This is a genomic window from Mesorhizobium sp. M0968, from assembly GCF_040319065.1.
Classification (GTDB): Bacteria; Pseudomonadota; Alphaproteobacteria; order Rhizobiales; family Rhizobiaceae; genus Mesorhizobium.
On sequence record NZ_JAMYNL010000003.1, the window covers coordinates 418,443 to 434,420 of the forward strand.

13 protein-coding genes are annotated in these 15,978 nt (G+C 63.7%); 4 read left to right on the plus strand and 9 right to left on the minus strand.

Going from position 1 to position 15,978, the window contains the following annotated elements:
- The first annotated feature begins 163 nt into the window (after positions 1 to 163).
- Positions 164 to 1,819 (plus strand): tetratricopeptide repeat-containing sulfotransferase family protein, encoded by a 1,656-nt coding sequence (locus NKH67_RS07545; RefSeq protein WP_352502230.1) that lies wholly within the window; start codon positions 164 to 166, stop codon positions 1,817 to 1,819.
- Here the strand turns inward: NKH67_RS07545 and NKH67_RS07550 are convergent.
- From NKH67_RS07550 to NKH67_RS07575, 6 genes are all read right to left on the minus strand, one after another.
- On the minus strand, positions 1,806 to 2,159 hold the full coding sequence (locus NKH67_RS07550) for a DUF1428 domain-containing protein (protein WP_023678403.1): 354 nt from the start codon (positions 2,157 to 2,159) through the stop codon (positions 1,806 to 1,808). The two genes, NKH67_RS07545 and NKH67_RS07550, sit on opposite strands and share 14 nt — an antisense overlap.
- A gap of 77 nt (positions 2,160 to 2,236) precedes the next feature.
- A complete protein-coding gene (locus NKH67_RS07555; protein WP_352469762.1) occupies positions 2,237 to 2,665 on the minus strand; it encodes a VOC family protein in 429 nt (142 codons plus the stop codon).
- A gap of 127 nt (positions 2,666 to 2,792) precedes the next feature.
- On the minus strand, positions 2,793 to 2,966 hold the full coding sequence (locus NKH67_RS07560) for a hypothetical protein (protein WP_023719167.1): 174 nt from the start codon (positions 2,964 to 2,966) through the stop codon (positions 2,793 to 2,795).
- A 102-nt stretch (positions 2,967 to 3,068) separates the two neighbouring features.
- Entirely contained in the window at positions 3,069 to 4,598 is a 1,530-nt protein-coding gene (locus NKH67_RS07565; protein WP_352469763.1) for an ABC-F family ATP-binding cassette domain-containing protein, read from the minus strand.
- A 432-nt stretch (positions 4,599 to 5,030) separates the two neighbouring features.
- Positions 5,031 to 8,315 (minus strand): excinuclease ABC subunit UvrB, encoded by a 3,285-nt coding sequence (gene uvrB / locus NKH67_RS07570; RefSeq protein WP_352502229.1) that lies wholly within the window; start codon positions 8,313 to 8,315, stop codon positions 5,031 to 5,033.
- A 114-nt stretch (positions 8,316 to 8,429) separates the two neighbouring features.
- Positions 8,430 to 9,683: a hypothetical protein gene (locus tag NKH67_RS07575; protein ID WP_352469765.1), complete on the minus strand. Its 1,254-nt coding sequence runs from the start codon at positions 9,681 to 9,683 to the stop codon at positions 8,430 to 8,432.
- A 141-nt stretch (positions 9,684 to 9,824) separates the two neighbouring features.
- Between NKH67_RS07575 and NKH67_RS07580 the strand changes: the two genes are divergently transcribed.
- Positions 9,825 to 10,865, plus strand: a complete 1,041-nt coding sequence (locus NKH67_RS07580; protein WP_352469766.1) for a CapA family protein — start codon at positions 9,825 to 9,827, stop codon at positions 10,863 to 10,865.
- Between the two features lie 72 nt (positions 10,866 to 10,937).
- On the plus strand, positions 10,938 to 11,909 hold the full coding sequence (locus tag NKH67_RS07585; RefSeq protein ID WP_352469767.1) for a DUF3137 domain-containing protein: 972 nt from the start codon (positions 10,938 to 10,940) through the stop codon (positions 11,907 to 11,909).
- A 15-nt stretch (positions 11,910 to 11,924) separates the two neighbouring features.
- Here NKH67_RS07585 and NKH67_RS07590 read toward each other — a convergent pair whose 3' ends face one another.
- Complete coding sequence (locus NKH67_RS07590) at positions 11,925 to 12,419, minus strand: YegJ family protein (RefSeq protein WP_352469768.1); 495 nt, start codon at positions 12,417 to 12,419, stop codon at positions 11,925 to 11,927.
- Between the two features lie 118 nt (positions 12,420 to 12,537).
- Between NKH67_RS07590 and NKH67_RS07595 the strand changes: the two genes are divergently transcribed.
- Positions 12,538 to 14,160, plus strand: coding sequence for an FAD-binding oxidoreductase (locus NKH67_RS07595; protein WP_353030461.1), 1,623 nt, complete (start codon positions 12,538 to 12,540; stop codon positions 14,158 to 14,160).
- Between the two features lie 8 nt (positions 14,161 to 14,168).
- Here the strand turns inward: NKH67_RS07595 and NKH67_RS07600 are convergent, their stop codons facing one another.
- Together NKH67_RS07600 and NKH67_RS07605 are read right to left on the minus strand one after the other, a co-directional pair.
- The gene (locus tag NKH67_RS07600) at positions 14,169 to 14,684 is read right to left on the minus strand and encodes a hypothetical protein (protein WP_352502228.1); all 516 of its coding nucleotides are present in this window, start codon (positions 14,682 to 14,684) and stop codon (positions 14,169 to 14,171) included.
- A 160-nt stretch (positions 14,685 to 14,844) separates the two neighbouring features.
- Positions 14,845 to 15,975, minus strand: a complete 1,131-nt coding sequence (locus NKH67_RS07605; protein ID WP_353030463.1) for a hypothetical protein — start codon at positions 15,973 to 15,975, stop codon at positions 14,845 to 14,847.
- Positions 15,976 to 15,978 lie beyond the last annotated feature (3 nt).

Below are 15,978 nucleotides of genomic sequence, written 5' to 3' on the forward strand. Positions count from 1 at the left end.
TCGCTCCCTTGCGACCGCCTCTGCTCTTGCACGCGCCGCAGCGATGGCCTAGATCGCGGCAGGCGGACAACACGGCAGGTTTCCCATCAACAGAGATCCGAGACAACCGGCAGGCGCACGTTACGGCTCAGGCGGACAGCCGCCGCTGGGGCTCGACCAGCACGTGCAGCAGGCGCTGCAGCTGCACCAGGCCGGGCGCCGGCAGGAAGCCGAGGCGCTTTACCGACAGGTGCTGGCGCAAAAGGCCAACCACCCGGCTGCTGCGCATTTCCTCGGGCTTCTGCTGCACCAGACCGGGCGCAGCGCCGAGGGGCTGGCGCTGATCGAACAATCGGTGCGTCTGCAACCGAACAATCCGGATTTCCTCAACAATCTCGGCACCGTGCTGCGCGACCTCGGCCGGGTCGCGGCCGCCGCCGATCTCTTCCGCAAGGTGGTGGCGATTCGGCCGGACCAGCTGGCGGCGCGTGACAATCTCGGCTCGTCGCTGAAGCAGCTCGGCCAATTCGAAGGCGCCGAGGATATTTATCGCGGCACGATCGGCCGCAACCCGTTCCATGTCCGCGCCCGCGTCGGGCTTGCCGAAACGCTGCAGGAAGCGGGCCGGCTGGATGAGGCACTGGCTGTTTTTCGCGAGGCGCTGACGATCCGGCCGAAGGATGCCGATCTTTTGCACGGCCTGGGTGTCGGGCTGATGGAAAAGGGCAATCTCGACGAGGCTGCGGATCTTTTCAGGCAGGCGCTGGCTGTGGACCCCGGCATGGCGAGGGCCTGGCTGATGCTTACCCAGGTCAAGCGCCAGAAGGACCGCGACGCCGAGCTTGCCCGCATGGAGGCGGAGCACGCCAAGGCGCCGCAAGGCAGCCTGGCGCGCATGCAGCTTTCCTTCGGTCTCGGCAAGGCCAATGACGACCTCAGGCAGTATGGCCGCGCCTTCGACTATTTCGCCGAAGGCAACGCGATCCGCCGCCAGGGCATCGACTACGACGCCGGCAAGACGCGCGGCGAGTTCGAGGCAATGAAGGCGGTGTTCGACAAGGCCTTTTTTGAAAGGCACAGGCCGAGCGGGATAGCCGACGACACGCCGATCTTCGTCGTCGGCATGCCGCGTTCCGGCACCACGCTGGTCGAGCAGATCATCGCCAGCCATCCGCAGGTCTATGGCGCCGGCGAGCTCAGCATATTGAAGACGGCGGTCGGCAAGCAGTTTCCGCTCAGCATGAAGGGCGGCTTTCCCTGGGGCATCGCCGACATGCCAGACAAGGCCTATGCCGAGGCCGGCCAGGCCTATCTCGACATGCTGCACGCCCGCTATCCGGGTTCTCGGCACGTCACCGACAAGATGCCCGGCAATTTCCTCTTGGTGGGCTTCATCCATTTGATGCTGCCGAAGGCCAAGATCATCCATTGCGCGCGCGATGCGGCGGCGACCTGCCTGTCGATCTACAAGGTGCACTTCCGCGGCGACAGCCATCGCTACGGCTACGATCTCGACGAGCTCGCCGATTTCCACAATCTGTACACCGACATCATGGCGCACTGGCAGGCCGTGCTGCCTGATGTCGTGCACGACGTTCGCTACGAGGATTTCGTCGCCGACCAGGAAGGCCAGTCGCGGGCGCTGATCGCCCATCTCGGCCTGCCGTGGGACGACGCCGTGCTGTCGTTCCACCAGACCGACCGGCCGGTGCGAACGGCGTCGGCTGCGCAAGTGCGCCAGCCGATGTATCAGGGCTCGGTCGACCTGTGGAAGCGCTATGGCGACCGGCTGAAGCCGCTGCACGACAAACTTGATCGAGGGGCGCCTACAGCTCGATGAAGGGCTGAAAACCGCCAAAGATCATGCGCTTGCCGTCGAATGGCATGGTCTCCCAGTCCGACTTGAGGCGCGGGTCGGCCATCACCTTGGCCATCACCGCGTCGCGGCTCTGGCGCGATTCGTAGACCACCCATGAGAAGATGACGACCTCGTCGTCCTTGGCCTGTACGGCGCGCGGGAACGAGGTGAGCTCGCCATAAGGGACGTCGTCGCCGACGCATTCGACGTAGGCAAGAGCACCGTGCTCCTTCCAGACGGCGCCGCCGGTTTCCGCCAGCTTCTTGTAAGCATCGAGCTTTGCTTTCGGTACGGCAAGTACGAAACCGTCGACATAGGACATCTGATTTCCTCCATGCGATCGTTTTCCTCTCCCTCTGGAGCGGGAGAGGTGATTTCAGACACAGCCTGTGTGGAATGCTAAGCTGCTTTCACCGGTGCGTTCATTGCCCATTCGACGCCGAACGGATCACGCATATTGCCCCAGCGATCACCCCAGAACATCACTTGCAACGGCACGACTTCCTCGCACCCCGCCTCGATGGCCCGCTGCCACCAGGCGTCGATATCGTCGCTGCCGAGATGGAGCTGCATGGTGTAGCCCTGCGGCTTCACAGCGGCCATTCCATGCTCGGGATAGAAGTCGGAAAGCATCAGGGTCGAACCGTTGATGTGGAGATGGATATGCATGGTACGGCCCTGTTCGTCCGGCGGATAGGCAAAGACCTGCTCGGCACCGAAGGCCTTTTGGTAAAATTCGGCGGCTTTGAAAGCGCCATCCAACTGAAGGTAGGGCGTCAATCCGCCAAGCACCTTGGCGGCGGGCTGGGTCTGCGGCTGGTCATTCATGTCATGCTCCTCTTTGCGTCTGGTTTGCCTTTGCGAACCACAGGACGAACGGAACGGCGACGATCCTACACGGCCGATGGTTTTTTGGATTTGAAATGGCGCCTGCCGCGACGGCCAACTGCCACCTTCAACCTTCGATGCGAATCCGCGGGCTGTTTTGCGCGTCGACGACGATTTCCGGCCAGCCAATATCTTTGCGCAGCTCGATCGGCAATGACAGGATGGCGCGTTCGCTGCGATAACGGGCGCGAGCCGCCGAGTAACGCGTTACGGCGTGACCTATGGATGACAGAATGGACATGATGCTTTCTCCTCGATTGGCGCCGGCATCACCGTGTCGGCAACCTAAGGACGTGGCATGCGATCATCATCCGACAGAGCGCCGGATTTTTTCCGCAATTTTTTAACCGCCGGCTTCGGCTACCTCCCGGAAGAAAGCTTCCGGGTCGTCGACCTCGGTCAGCCGCCGTTTCTCGATCAGCCAGAAGCGGTTGCCAACCGCGCGGATGAAGGAGCGGTCGTGCGAGGCAAGCAGGCAGCTCGCCTGATGTTCCAGCAATTCCGCTTCCAGCGCCTCCTGGCCATCAATATCGAGGTGGTTGGTCGGCTCGTCGAGCAAATAGAAGTTGGGATTGGCGAGCCTCAGCGCCAGCATCATCAGCCGCGCCTTTTGCCCACCGGACAGCACGCCGATCCTTCGCTCCTGCATGTCGATGCTGACGCCGGCGCCCGCGAGCAGCGAGCGGGCGCGCTGCTCGCCGACGTCGAATTTGCGCGAGAGCATCGCCAGCGGCGTGTCATCGCCGTCGATGCCGGACAGCGCCTGGTCGCTATGACCGAGCACGGTCGACGGTGTCACCTTCAGGCTTTGCGCCGCCGTTTCCGGCTCGACGATGGCGTTCCGGATCAGGCCGATCAGCCGTGATTTGCCGACGCCGTTACGGCCGAGCAGGACGATGCGGTCGCCTTGGCAGATGTGGCGCTTGCCGGTGCTGAACAGAACCGTGCCGTCAGGTGTTCCGACCACCAACTCGTCGAGCGTGATCAGCACCTTGGCATGGCTGCCGCGGTTGGCAAGCTTGATCGCGCCCGCCGACTTTTCGCGGTGTGCCGGCGCTGCCGCTTCTTCCAGGCGCTCTGCCCGCTGGTTGAGCTGCTTGGTCTTGACCGTCAAAAGGTCGCTGCCGGAATTGATGCCGATATTGTTGAGCTTGGCCGCTTGCCGGCGCAGCTGCTGCGCCACTTTCATGTCGCGCTGGAACTTGCGTTCGGTCGAGGCGTCGACCTCGTCCAGCGCAAGCCTCGCCCGCGAATAGGGCAGCGAAAACACCGGTGATTGTTCGGGACGCAGGAACAGCGTGCGGTTGGTCGTGGCATCGAGGAACGCCCTGTCATGGCTGGCGATCACCACCGGCACCTCGCGCGGCAGCGCGTTCAGCCAGGTCTCGAGCTGGCTGATCTTGCCGAGGTCGAGATGGTTGGTCGGCTCGTCGAGAAGCAGGACGTCGGGATCGGTGACCCAGACGCGGGCGATCAACGCCAGCCTTTGCCAGCCGCCGCTCAGCGCCTGCATTGGCCGCCCGCGCATCGGTTCTGGCACGTCAAGCGAGTCAAGAACCACATCGACGCGCCATTGTTCGCTTTCGACCTGTCCGGCCGGCAAGGCATCAGCGACCACCTGCTGGAAGCTGCGCCCGGCCAGCGCTGCCGGGACGACTTGCTCGACATAGCCGACGCGCAGGCCGCGCGTACGGGTGATGTCGCCTGATGTCGGCTCCATCTCGCCGGTCAGGCACTTCAGCAAAGTGGATTTGCCGCGCCCATTGGCGGCGACGATGCCGAGCCGGTCGCCGGTGCCGATGGTGAGGTCGAGGTTGGAAAACAGCGGCGCATTCAGGGTGACGCCGAGGGATTTGAGGCTGATCAGGGCCATTTTGATTTCTCTGGTCTTGCCGGAGCCCGGCTCAATGCACTTTGACGGTGCACGTGCCAGCCATTAGGCTCGGCATTGCGCACCACGAAGGGCAGACCAAAAAATCGAAGCGGGGAAAAACCCGGACCGTCCCTGGTCAGCCCTGCAAGCTAGCTCGCAGGGCAAAGACAGGGCCGCGCTGACGGTGGTGAGAAAATAACACGCAGCCCTCCTTTCAAGACGTTCGAGTTGTAGAAACTGGCTACACCAAGGCTAGGGCCGATGGCAAGTGGCTAGGCTCCCCCTTCTCCACTTGTGGGAGAAGGTGGCCGCGAAGCGGTCGGATGAGGGGTGCTCCAGCTTGGCACCGACGGCGATCCGTCCAGCACCCCTCAACCGTCTCGGCGCTGCGCGCCGATCCACCTTCTCCCCGAAGGGGAGAAGGGAAGCTCGCTAGCGTCCCGGGCGCCCCGTCTTGCCGGGGCGGCGCTTTTCACGGCGGGCGTCGGCCGGGTCTTCGTAGGAGCCGATACCACTGCGCTGGCGGACAATGGGTTTGGCGGAATCGTTGCGTTCCTTTGCGCCCCCCTCTGCCCTGCCGCGCATCTCCCCCACACGGGGGGAGATCGGCTGTGGTTTCGCTGGCACCTTTCCTTCGACCGGCTTTTCCGTCCGCCGCACGGTCATCTCGTCGAGCGAGTTCTTCTTGAATAGCGGCTTGGTCGGTTCGCCCGGGATGCCGAAGTCGGAGCCGTGCGCCTCTTCGGCCGACTGCTTCTTGAACAGCGAACGCGACACTGCGCCGGCCGGGGTCGGCATATCCGTGCCCGGCCCCATGGCGTCGAGCGAGGGCTTCGAAAACAGCGGCTTCTTCACCGGCACGGCGCCGTCGGCGCCCATCTCGTCGAGTGCCGGCTTGCGGAAGAGGTTGGGCCGGGCCGCCTCTTCGGCCGAACGTGCCTCGTCGAGCTTGCGGAAACGCTCCTGTTCCTCCGATGTACGGTGTTTGGCCACGCCCTTGTTGTGCTTGCCCTTTTCGCGGCCCGAGACCGGGCTTTCCATGTCGGCATATTTGGCCAGCGGATCGTCGGAGATGGACAGCTCCATCTCGCGCAGCCGCTTGATCTCGTCGCGGATACGGGCTGCCTTCTCGAAATCGAGATTGGCGGCGGCATCGCGCATCTGCTTGTCCAGGGCGTCGAGATGCGCTTTCAGATTGTTGCCCATCATCGCGCCGGCGCTGTCGGTGAACTGCGAGATATCGGCGCGGACATGATCTTTTTCGTAGACCGAGTCCAGGATGTCCGAAATGCGCGACTTGACCGATTCCGGGGTGATGCCGTTGGCCGCGTTCCACTCCATCTGCTTTTCGCGACGGCGGTTGGTCTCGGCCATTGCCCGCTCCATCGAGCCGGTGATCTGGTCGGCATAGAGGATGACCTTGCCGTCGACGTTTCTGGCGGCGCGGCCGATCGTCTGGATCAGCGATGTCTCGGAGCGCAGGAAACCTTCCTTGTCGGCATCGAGAATGGCGACGAAACCGCATTCGGGAATGTCGAGGCCTTCGCGCAACAGGTTGATGCCGACGAGCACGTCGAAGGCGCCGAGGCGCAGGTCGCGCAGGATCTCGATGCGCTCCAGCGTGTCGATGTCGGAGTGCATATAGCGCACGCGTATGCCTTGCTCATGCAGATATTCGGTCAAATCCTCGGCCATGCGCTTGGTCAGCACGGTCACCAGCGTGCGGTAGCCGGCCTTCGTGGTTTCGCGGATTTCGCCGACGACGTCGTCGACCTGCGTCTTGGCCGGGCGTACTTCGACCGGCGGGTCGATGAGGCCGGTCGGGCGGATGACCTGCTCGGCGAAGACGCCGCCGGACTGCTCCATCTCCCAGGCGCCGGGCGTCGCCGAAACCGCGACGGAGAGCGGGCGCATGGCGTCCCATTCCTCGAAGCGCAGCGGCCGGTTGTCCATGCAGGACGGGAGGCGGAAACCATACTCGGCCAGCGTCGCCTTGCGACGAAAGTCGCCGCGATACATGCCGCCGATCTGCGGTATGGTGACGTGACTTTCGTCGACGAAGACCAGCGCATTGTCGGGTATGTATTCGAACAAGGTTGGAGGCGGATCGCCCGGCTGGCGGCCGGTCAGATAGCGCGAATAGTTCTCGATGCCGGCGCAGGACCCGGTCGCCTCCAGCATCTCCAGGTCGAAGCGGGTGCGCTGCTCAAGCCGCTGCGCCTCAAGCAGGCGGCCAGCCTTTTCAAGCTCTTGCAGGCGATACTTCAGTTCTTCCTTGATCGACTTGATGGCTTGATTCAAGGTCGGCCGCGGCGTCACGTAGTGCGAATTGGCGTAGATCTTGACGCTCTTCAGCTCGCCGGTCTTCTGGCCGGTCAGCGGATCGAACTCGGTGATCGCCTCGATCTCGTCGCCGAACAGCGAGATGCGCCAGGCGCGGTCCTCGAGGTGGGCCGGGAAGATCTCGATCGTGTCGCCGCGCACCCGGAACGAGCCGCGGACGAAGTTGATGTCCTGGCGCTTGTATTGCTGGGCGACGAGGTCGGCGAGCAACGCGCGCTGGTCGAGCCGGTCGCCGATCTGCATCTGGAAGGTCATCGCCGTATAGGTCTCGACCGAGCCGATACCGTAGATGCAGGACACCGAGGCGACGATGATGACGTCGTCGCGCTCGAGCAGTGAGCGCGTCGCCGAATGGCGCATGCGGTCGATCTGCTCGTTGATCGAGGATTCCTTCTCGATGTAGGTGTCGGTCCGGGGCACATAGGCCTCAGGCTGGTAGTAGTCGTAGTAGCTGACGAAATACTCGACGGCGTTTTCCGGGAAGAATTTCTTGAACTCGGAGTAGAGCTGCGCGGCCAACGTCTTGTTGGGCGCCAGGATCAGAGCGGGGCGCTGCGTCTCCTCGATCACCTTGGCCATGGTGAAGGTCTTGCCCGAGCCGGTGACGCCGAGCAGCACCTGGGTACGGTCGTTGCTGGTGACCCCCTCGACGAGATCCTTGATCGCCGTCGGCTGGTCGCCGGCCGGCTCGAAATCCGAGACCATCCTGATGGCGATGCCGCCTTCGGATTTCTCAGGCCGGGCAGGGCGGTGCGGCGTCCACAGCACGCCGTCCTTGTGCAGCGGATTGCCGGATTCGATCAGCGCCGACAGCGCCGCGACGGTCGCGGTGACGCCGCCCGAGGCCATGGTCTCGGCCTCTTCCAGGGAGACATCGAGGCCGGCGACGGGATTGAGACCGGCCGCGGTACGCTCCCGCGCCGAAGCCGCGCCGCCCATCGAGGTGCCGCGTGCCGTACGGCCGGGAGAAGAGGAGCGCTCCGGGATTTTCTTGGCAGACTTGGCGCCTTCCCTCCCCCTCGAGGGGAGGGTGGCGGCGGAGCCGCCGGGTGGGGTCGGTGCGGCAGTGCTCGGCGACCCTTGATGCCGAGCGCTTCCTTTGCCGACCCCCTCTGTCGCCTTCGGCGACATCTCCCCCTCGAGGGGGGAGATTTGACGCCCTTCCTTCTCGGCTTCCTGCTCGATCTGCTCGGCCCAGTCGGCAATCGAGCCGGTCAGCGGCGCGCCGGTGAATTCGGCCTGCGGCGCTTCGGCAAAGCCATGCAGCGGCTCCGAGGCATCGAGGAAATCGGTCAGCGGACTGCGCCGCTTGTGCGGCGAAGCGCGCTCGTCATTCGCCGGCGGCGGCGTTTTCTTGTCGGAGAGTCTGGCCATGGCCCCGAATATGGGAGGTATCGGCCAAAATGGAAAGAGCGGAGTGGTGAAGGGTGCCGCGCGCAATTTGGCTGCTGACAGCAGGCTGTCAGGAGCAACGTCGAAGTGCGCCGCTCAATTAAACCAAAGCGCGAACGTCAGAAACCCGGCGCCGCCGAACTGGCGCTGGATCTGGTTGAACTCCTCGCTGGTGAGAGTCTTGCCGCGCTCGAGATAGGGCGCGATGGCCGGGCCGGTGATCGACAGCACCAGGTCGAAGGTTTTTGGCTCATCAAAGAAGCGCTTCATGTTGATGCCTTTGTCGGCGATGCGGAAATGCGGCAGCAAGGTGCGGCCTTCCAGAAGATCCTCGGCCATATCAAGGGCGGCGAGCCAGGCCTGTACCTGCTGCTCACCAACTTCGAGACCGGTCAGCGGGCTGGTGCCTTTCTGCTGCGGCCCCGGCAGCCATTCGCGGTCATTGTCGGTTTCGGCGCGGATGCCTTTCCAATCCTCGCGCGACAGCCGGATCATTTCCATGAGATGGCGGCGTGCCGCTTGCCGGCGCTCAGGCTCGACCACTTGCCAGTTAATGAGATGCACCAGGGAGATAAAGTCGGCTAGTCGCCATTCGGACGTCAGGATGCCGCCATTCGTGCCACCGTCCAGCGGCACGAGCGTATCCTGCAGCGGCAGTTTTGCGCGCGGGAACAGCATGTGGAAGGAGCCGTCGAACGTGTTTCTGAAATCATGCGCCAGCCAGAAGTCGGCCTGCGCCATCAGGAACTCGGCATAGCCCTGCAGCCAATAGCCGTCGGCGCGGTCGAAGCGGAAGATGAGGGCGGGTGCGGCCGCGTCTGGCGCACCGCCGCCGCGTGACAGAGACGCCATGATCGCCGCGGCGCTTTCGTCCGGCGCGATCGTGCCGTCCTCGTTGAGGTCGATGCCGAGGCGGGTGAGGTCGATGACCATGCCGATGTCCGCGTCGGCGGGTACCGAACCCAGCGTGGCCGCGGATTTCTCCAGCCTGTCGCGGAAGGCGACGAGAATGGCGCGGAATTGTTCGTAGGTCAGCGGCTCGGGATTGGCATTGTCCGGCACCGGCAGCCGCATCAGCGGCAGCATGAAGGATTGCGGGCTGTCGAAACCGTGGCGGTGCAGGCCGCCGGCCAGGATCTCCAGCGCGGTGAAGAATTCGCCGGCGCCGGCGGCGTAGGCGGCTGCCGGATCGCCTGGCGCGGCGGCTTCCAGAGCGGCAAGAGCGCTGTCGCGTTCGGCTACGATTTTTGCCTCGAACAGGGCCGCCGCTTCGGGAGCCGCGGCGCTGGGTGAAGCCAGCGGCAGGAGAAGAATGATGGCGCACGCCACCAGCCTGGAAAAACGCGTCATCGTGATCGCCCCTTTGTCGCTCCGCAGTGGATCATACACGCATTTGGTTCGCTGCGCCTGTGGCCTGCGGTTCACCCACAACAGTCGACGCTTCAATCAATCCGGCGGACGGTCTACACAAGGCAAACGATTGGGCGTCGCGTGTCGAACTATCCGCTTTCCTACAAACTGTCGTGGCTGCCGCGTTTTCTCCGGCCTTCGCTCAATGGCGACGCGCGCGGCTTTGCTCCGGCGGCCGCAGCCCTGCTCGAACCACTGCCGGCGCGGACGGTGCGGCTGGCTTTCGTCGGCGATATCTCGGCGGTGGCCAATCGCCGCGCGCCAGACTGCGATCCGGCGATTGCGGCACTGCTTGCCTCGGCCGATCTGGTGGTCGGCAATTGCGAAAGCCCGGTGGTGGAGCGGCCGAGCGCTGTTTGGGGCACCAGGCTCGGCACGCACCACGCGATGAGCGAGCGGTTCCTTGCCGAGGCGCTGGCCGCCGCCGGCATTTCGCGTGAAAAACTGGTGCTGTCGCTGGCCAACAACCATGTGCTCGACCAGGGTATTGCCGGCTTCGACGAGACCGTCGCCGCGCTGGAGCAATTAGGCATCCGCACGATCGGCAGTGCGGCTCCGGTCGAGCGGTTTGCGGTTGGTTCGCTGACCATAGGCCTTGCCGCCTTTACCTTGTGGCGCAATACCGACGAGGCTCAGTTGGCGGGCCGAGTCTCGATGCAAGCCGATCCGACGCAATGGCCGCACGCTGCCGCTTCGGGTGTCGACCTCCTCTGCGCGGTGCCGCATTGGGATTGGGAATTCCGGCATTTTCCACGTGCGAAGACGCGGGCAATGGCGCGACTTCTGGCCGAACATGGCGTCGGCCTGATCGCCGGGCATCATGCCCATGTCGTGCAGCCGATCGAGCGGATCGGCAAGACGCTCGTCGCCTATGGGCTCGGCGATTTCATCGGCACCGCCTTCGCGCGCCAGCCATGGCCCGGCCGCATCGGCGCCATTCTCGTCGTCGACATCAGCGACGATCCCGGCACGCGCGGGGCCATCGCCGCCTACCGGCTGCATGCCTTCATGCGGCTGCGCGCCGGCGATCACGAGCGGCTGATGCCGGTTGAAACGCTGGCGGGAAAATCCAGGCAAAGGGTTCTGGCCCGCCTCGATGCGATCTTCGGTGCCGGGCGCTGACAGCTGCGCTGACGCGGTCCACCAAACCGGCTATCATGCCCAACGCGGGCGGGCTTGTGGGGCGGGTGGGTGATGGAAACTGCGGATTTCATGCCGAGCGAAGCGGTGATCGCCGGCCTCAGGAAGGACATCGAGGCCTACGAGGCGCAAAGGGCTTCGGCCTATCGCCGGACGCACTGGCGGGTGCCACTTTTCATCGGATCGGTGGTTGTCTTCGTGGCGCTGGTGGCCTGGCTCTTCAACGGGGTTGCCGACCCCAACGAGCAGTGGTTCTCGACCCCGCATGTGTTCCTCTATATCGGCGGGTTCCTGGCGGCGATCCTGCTCTATCTCCAGGCGATCAGGCCGGCGCGCAAATTGCAGCAGACGTTCCGCAACAGTTTGCTGCCGATCGTCTTCGGCTTCATCCAGGACGTGCGCTATCAGCCTGGCGTAACGCCGAACTCCTTCGATCGGCTGCCGCGCGAGACGATTGGCGTGTTCAACCGTTCGTATTTCGAGGACGTCGTCTCCGGTCGGTATGAAGGCTTTGCGTTCGAGCTCTATGAGGTGACGCTGCTGGAGAGGAACGGCAAGACCACATCTCAGGCGTTCAAGGGCGTCATTATCGCGTTCGACACCATTGCGCCGTTCCCGGGAATCTTGGTGGCGGCGCGCCGTGCCAATATGGTGGTAGGTTTCTTCCGAGGCATGTTCGGCAGCAAGACGGAACAACTGTCATGCGGCGTACCCGAACTCGACGCCGCCTACGAGTTCCACACCGACAACATCGAAGCGGCGCGGCCGCTGGTGACCGGCCGGCTGGCGCAGGCGCTCGAATGGCTTGGCGAAACATGGCCGAAGGAACCGGCACGCGTCGCGCTCAACGGCAGCGACGGCTTTCTGCTGCTTCCGCAGACGAAGAACTTCTTCGAACTGCCGGACATCTCTGTGCCGCTCGACTATGCCAAGCATGTTGCGCCGATGATCGCCGACATGGCCACGATCCTGGCGACCGCGGCACTGGTCCGCAAGATCGGCGTGAAGGATGTAGAAGCCGGTTGAACTAGAATTCAGCCGTCAGCAATCGAAGCCATAGTTCTGGCGATAATAGTCGGCGTCTTCCTTCGACATTTTTTTGAAGAGAACGCAGACAGTGAAACTTCCCACCCGGCGGCCGTTCTTCATGTAGCCCCAGTCGGAAATATCGTCCCGGCTGAATTCGATCTCCTGGCCTGCCACGACGTTGTGCACGGTCTGCGGCTCGTTGTCCAAGGTTCCTGCAAATCCGGCCGCCGTCCGGTGGAAGGGAAAGACCCAGAAATGTTCAGTGGCGTCCCCGTCCCTGACCACGACTTTCAATTGGAAGTCGGCCGTTCCGGATGGCGGTGCGTCGGCCAATACCAGGAAGTCGTCGAGGCTGGCACGCGCCTGCTCGATAGCGGCCGCCATCTCCGGATCGTCGCCAGCTACGCTGACGACCTTGTCGTCGCCTTGACCAGGAGTCTGCGCGTCGGCTGATGCCGGAGCAAACGCAAGCAACAGGGCAAGCGCGATACGGGCTGCAAGCTTCATGATGCGACTGCTTTCGACATTTTCGCCAGACAAACCGGATCATCGTTCGCCGAACGTCTGATTGGCAACTGGTTTTTGTCTCCATCAGGCGCTATTCCTGGGGCAGTGGGGTGGGGCTATGGTCGAAGAACGCAAGGGGTTTCGCCTGTCGCGGCGGCTGCTGCTGGGTACGACCGTGGTCGGCGGCGCGATGCTCTGGGGCGGCACGACCGTGGCGCGGCTGGCGCGCGGTCCGTCGGGGCAGAAGAATTCCGGGCGCATCGCCGACATTGACGGAATCGACCTGGCGCAGAAGCCGCTGGAGGGCCCGCCAGCCTACGATCCGGCGCTGCCATGGCTGACCAAGGGCGGCAACATCAACGATGCCAGCGGCCTGTCGATGACACCGGTCTACGGCGTTATCGAAGTCAGCAAGGAAGACCACATCGCGAGCGCGCTGGCCTTTGCCCGCGCCAATGGCCTGAAGGTCTCGGTCGCGGCGGTGCGCCATTCGATGGGCGGCCACGCCTTCGACGACAACGCGCTGGTCCTCGACATGCGTAAATTCAACAAGGTCAGTATCGACCCGGCTGCAAAGACGATGACCTTGCAGCCGGGCGCGCGCTGGCACGACATCCAGAACCTTTTGCACCCGCGCTTCGCGGTGAAGGCGATGCAGTCGACCGACATCTTTTCGGTCGGCGGATCGCTGTCGGTCAACGCGCATGGCATGGACCACCAGGCCGGCTCGGTCGCCGGTTCGATCCGATCGATGCGGGTGATGCTGGCGGACGGTTCGGTGACGCCCTGCTCACCGGCCGAAAATACCGAGCTGTTCCGCCACGTCGTCGGCGGCTACGGCCTGTTCGGCGTGGTGCTGGAGGCGACACTCGACATCGTCGACAACGCCGTCTACCGGACCTCGCGCGAGATCATCAAATCGGACCATTTCCCGACGTTCTTCGCCGAGGTTCTGGCGCCAAACAGGGCGATCGGTCTGTTTTATGGGCATCTGTCGACTGCGCCGGGCAATTTCCTCGAGGATATGATCGTCTACCGCTATGACAAGGTCGCCGACCAGCCGCCGGCCGACCAGCCGGCAATCGGTGAACCGGGTTCGGTCGGGCTCAAGCGGGTGATCATTAACCTGGCGAAATGGGGCAGCCTGTTCCAGGAGCTGAAATGGTTCACCGAAAAGACGCTGGAGCCGCAATTCGAGAGCTGCACGGTGGCGCGGACGACGGCAATGGGCGAGGGCGAGGCCTGCCTCGTCACGCGCAACCATCCGATGCACGATTCAGTGCCCTATCTGTTCAACGATCTGCTCGATGAGACCGACATCCTGCACGAGTATTTCATCCCGCGGGCGGCCTATAACCCGTTCATCGCGGAAGCGCGCGAGATCCTGCGCAACCAGACCCTGCCGGTGCTCAACGCGTCGGTACGCATCGTCCACAAGGAGGATGTGGCGCTGAATTATGCGCCGGAGCCGGCCTATTCGCTGGTGCTCTACATCAATCAGCCGACAAACGCTGACGGCAATGCCAGGATGCGGGCGCTGACAAGGGCGCTGATCGACGTGACGATCAAGCATGGCGGGCGTTTTTTCCTGCCCTACCAGCTCCACTACACAGGCAAGGAGCTGCTTGCCTCCTATCCGGAACTGCCGTCCTTCCTGGCGAAGAAGCTGCAATACGATCCGGGCGAGCTGTTTTCGTCGATTTTTTATCGCGCCGTCAAGGCACTGATCGGCACGGCCTGAAGCGGCGGCTACAAACCGTCAGGCAGCTTCGCCGCCAGCCAGTTCGCCGAACGCCTGGCGATGCCGATCGTTGCCGATGCGGCGCGGCCGAGATCGGTCTTGACCACGGCGTAGCCGGCCTTCGTGCGGTAGACCACGGCGCGGCCGCCATCGACCGCCGCTTCATAGGCGACCGGCCGGACGGCTTCCGTTTCCGTCGCCGCGGCCTGCGTTCCGACCGCAGCACTGGGCCGATGGCTCAGTTCCGGTGGCAGCGGGTCTGTCGCGGCCGTACTGGCCGTCGTCAATTCAGGCTCGGAAGCGGTCGCAGCGAGCTGCGATGACGAAGACGAGTTCTGTGTCCGGCAGATGCCGGAGACCAGCGGATAGTCGAAATTGCGCTCGTGCAGCATCTGGCTTTTCATCGCCGCTTCGCATTCGGCGATGGTCGACCATTTGGCGGGCGTCTCGCCGATATATTCGCAAAGCCTGGCGTCGCAATCGCAGCCGACGATGGTCATGGCGACAAGGGCGGTCTTGATCACGGTCGTGTCCCTCCGAGTTGCCTGGCACATGTGCGCAAGACAACGTGTCTACGGCATCATCAATCGTTGCGGAACAAGGCGGGATTTGGCCGCGATTGTGGAATGAGCGTGACGGAGCATCACGCAACGTCCTGCCGAGGCCGACTGTGACCGAAAGGCCTCAGTAATCGTAGACATGCTCGAGCCTGGCGCCCGCCGTCATCAGCGCCGGCAGCACGATGTGCAGCTTGCGCACGGCGACGGTCAGGCCGGTGCGGCGCGTCGAAGGTTGCGCCGGAAGCGGGTAGCTGAACAAGGTGCGTGCACCTTCGGGAACATTGATCTCGTCATTGGAAAGCATGGTGACCATGATCTCGTCATTGCCGCCGATCTCGACGAAGGAGACGCCCTTGCCGATCAGGCGCGGGATCATGTCGGTGAACACCTGATAGCGTCTGGTGACGAAGATCGCGCCGTCGGCGCCGAGATCGCGCTCCAGCAAGGTGTCGGGTTCGTTGCGCGTCACCTCGCCGACCGGACCCTTGGCCCAGACATGAATATCGAGCAAGGCGGGATCGGTGGTGGCGGCGACCGCCGACTTGATCAGATCGGCATAGCCCTGCTTGATCGTGTCGGCGAGGCCGAAGGCGAGCTTGCGTTCGCTGGTGCGGACGGCGCTGTCGTCCGCTGCCGGCTGGACGGCAAACAGGCCGGCACGCTTTTCGGCATAGGGAAACTGGTACCACGGCACCTGGTCGAGAAAACCGGCATAATCGGCCGCCACCTTGGCCTGGTAGATGTCGACGGCGGTGCGCTTGCCGGCTGTCGCTTCGGTGACGCGGCCGATCGTATTTTCATAGGCCCACTGGATGGCGTGCTCGATCGTGTGGCTGGTGCCGATGACCACCAGCATCTGGTGGTTGTCGAGGTTGAACTTGTAGGTGGAGCTGGCGCGGATGACCATCGCATAGTCCTGCCAGAAGCGGCCGATATAGGAGAGATAGGGAAAACCGCTCGGCTGGTTCTTGTCGACGAAGCCGGCATATTCGCGGGCGGCGTAGACGATGGCCCATTCCGGATAGGTAAGAAAGGTCGATTCCTCCGGCCGCTGGTAGCCGGGGATCTCGGCACGGACCTTGTCGGCCAGCGCCTTTGGCGGGGCACCCTCGGCGACGCCCGGCAATGGCGTTGTGTCCAGCGACGGCGTCGTGAGAAAGCCGTAGGCCAGCCCGGCGATCGGGATCAACACGACAATGACGACGAGCCAGAGGATCGCCTTGATAATGCGCTTTAGCCAGCGGAACAGGAACATGGC

Excerpts from the sequence above, each read along its gene's own strand:
- NKH67_RS07550 (WP_023678403.1), bottom strand. The coding sequence starts at position 2,159 with ATGTCCTATGTCGACGGTTTCGTACTTGCCGTACCGAAAGCAAAGCTC.
- NKH67_RS07560 (WP_023719167.1), bottom strand. The coding sequence starts at position 2,966 with ATGTCCATTCTGTCATCCATAGGTCACGCCGTAACGCGTTACTCGGCG.
- NKH67_RS07555 (WP_352469762.1), bottom strand. The coding sequence starts at position 2,665 with ATGAATGACCAGCCGCAGACCCAGCCCGCCGCCAAGGTGCTTGGCGGA.
- NKH67_RS07590 (WP_352469768.1), bottom strand. The coding sequence starts at position 12,419 with ATGAAGCTTGCAGCCCGTATCGCGCTTGCCCTGTTGCTTGCGTTTGCT.
- NKH67_RS07605 (WP_353030463.1), bottom strand. The coding sequence starts at position 15,975 with ATGTTCCTGTTCCGCTGGCTAAAGCGCATTATCAAGGCGATCCTCTGG.
- NKH67_RS07575 (WP_352469765.1), bottom strand. The coding sequence starts at position 9,683 with ATGACGCGTTTTTCCAGGCTGGTGGCGTGCGCCATCATTCTTCTCCTG.
- uvrB (WP_352502229.1), bottom strand. The coding sequence starts at position 8,315 with ATGGCCAGACTCTCCGACAAGAAAACGCCGCCGCCGGCGAATGACGAG.
- NKH67_RS07595 (WP_353030461.1), top strand. The coding sequence starts at position 12,538 with ATGGTCGAAGAACGCAAGGGGTTTCGCCTGTCGCGGCGGCTGCTGCTG.
- NKH67_RS07585 (WP_352469767.1), top strand. The coding sequence starts at position 10,938 with ATGGAAACTGCGGATTTCATGCCGAGCGAAGCGGTGATCGCCGGCCTC.
- NKH67_RS07565 (WP_352469763.1), bottom strand. The coding sequence starts at position 4,598 with ATGGCCCTGATCAGCCTCAAATCCCTCGGCGTCACCCTGAATGCGCCG.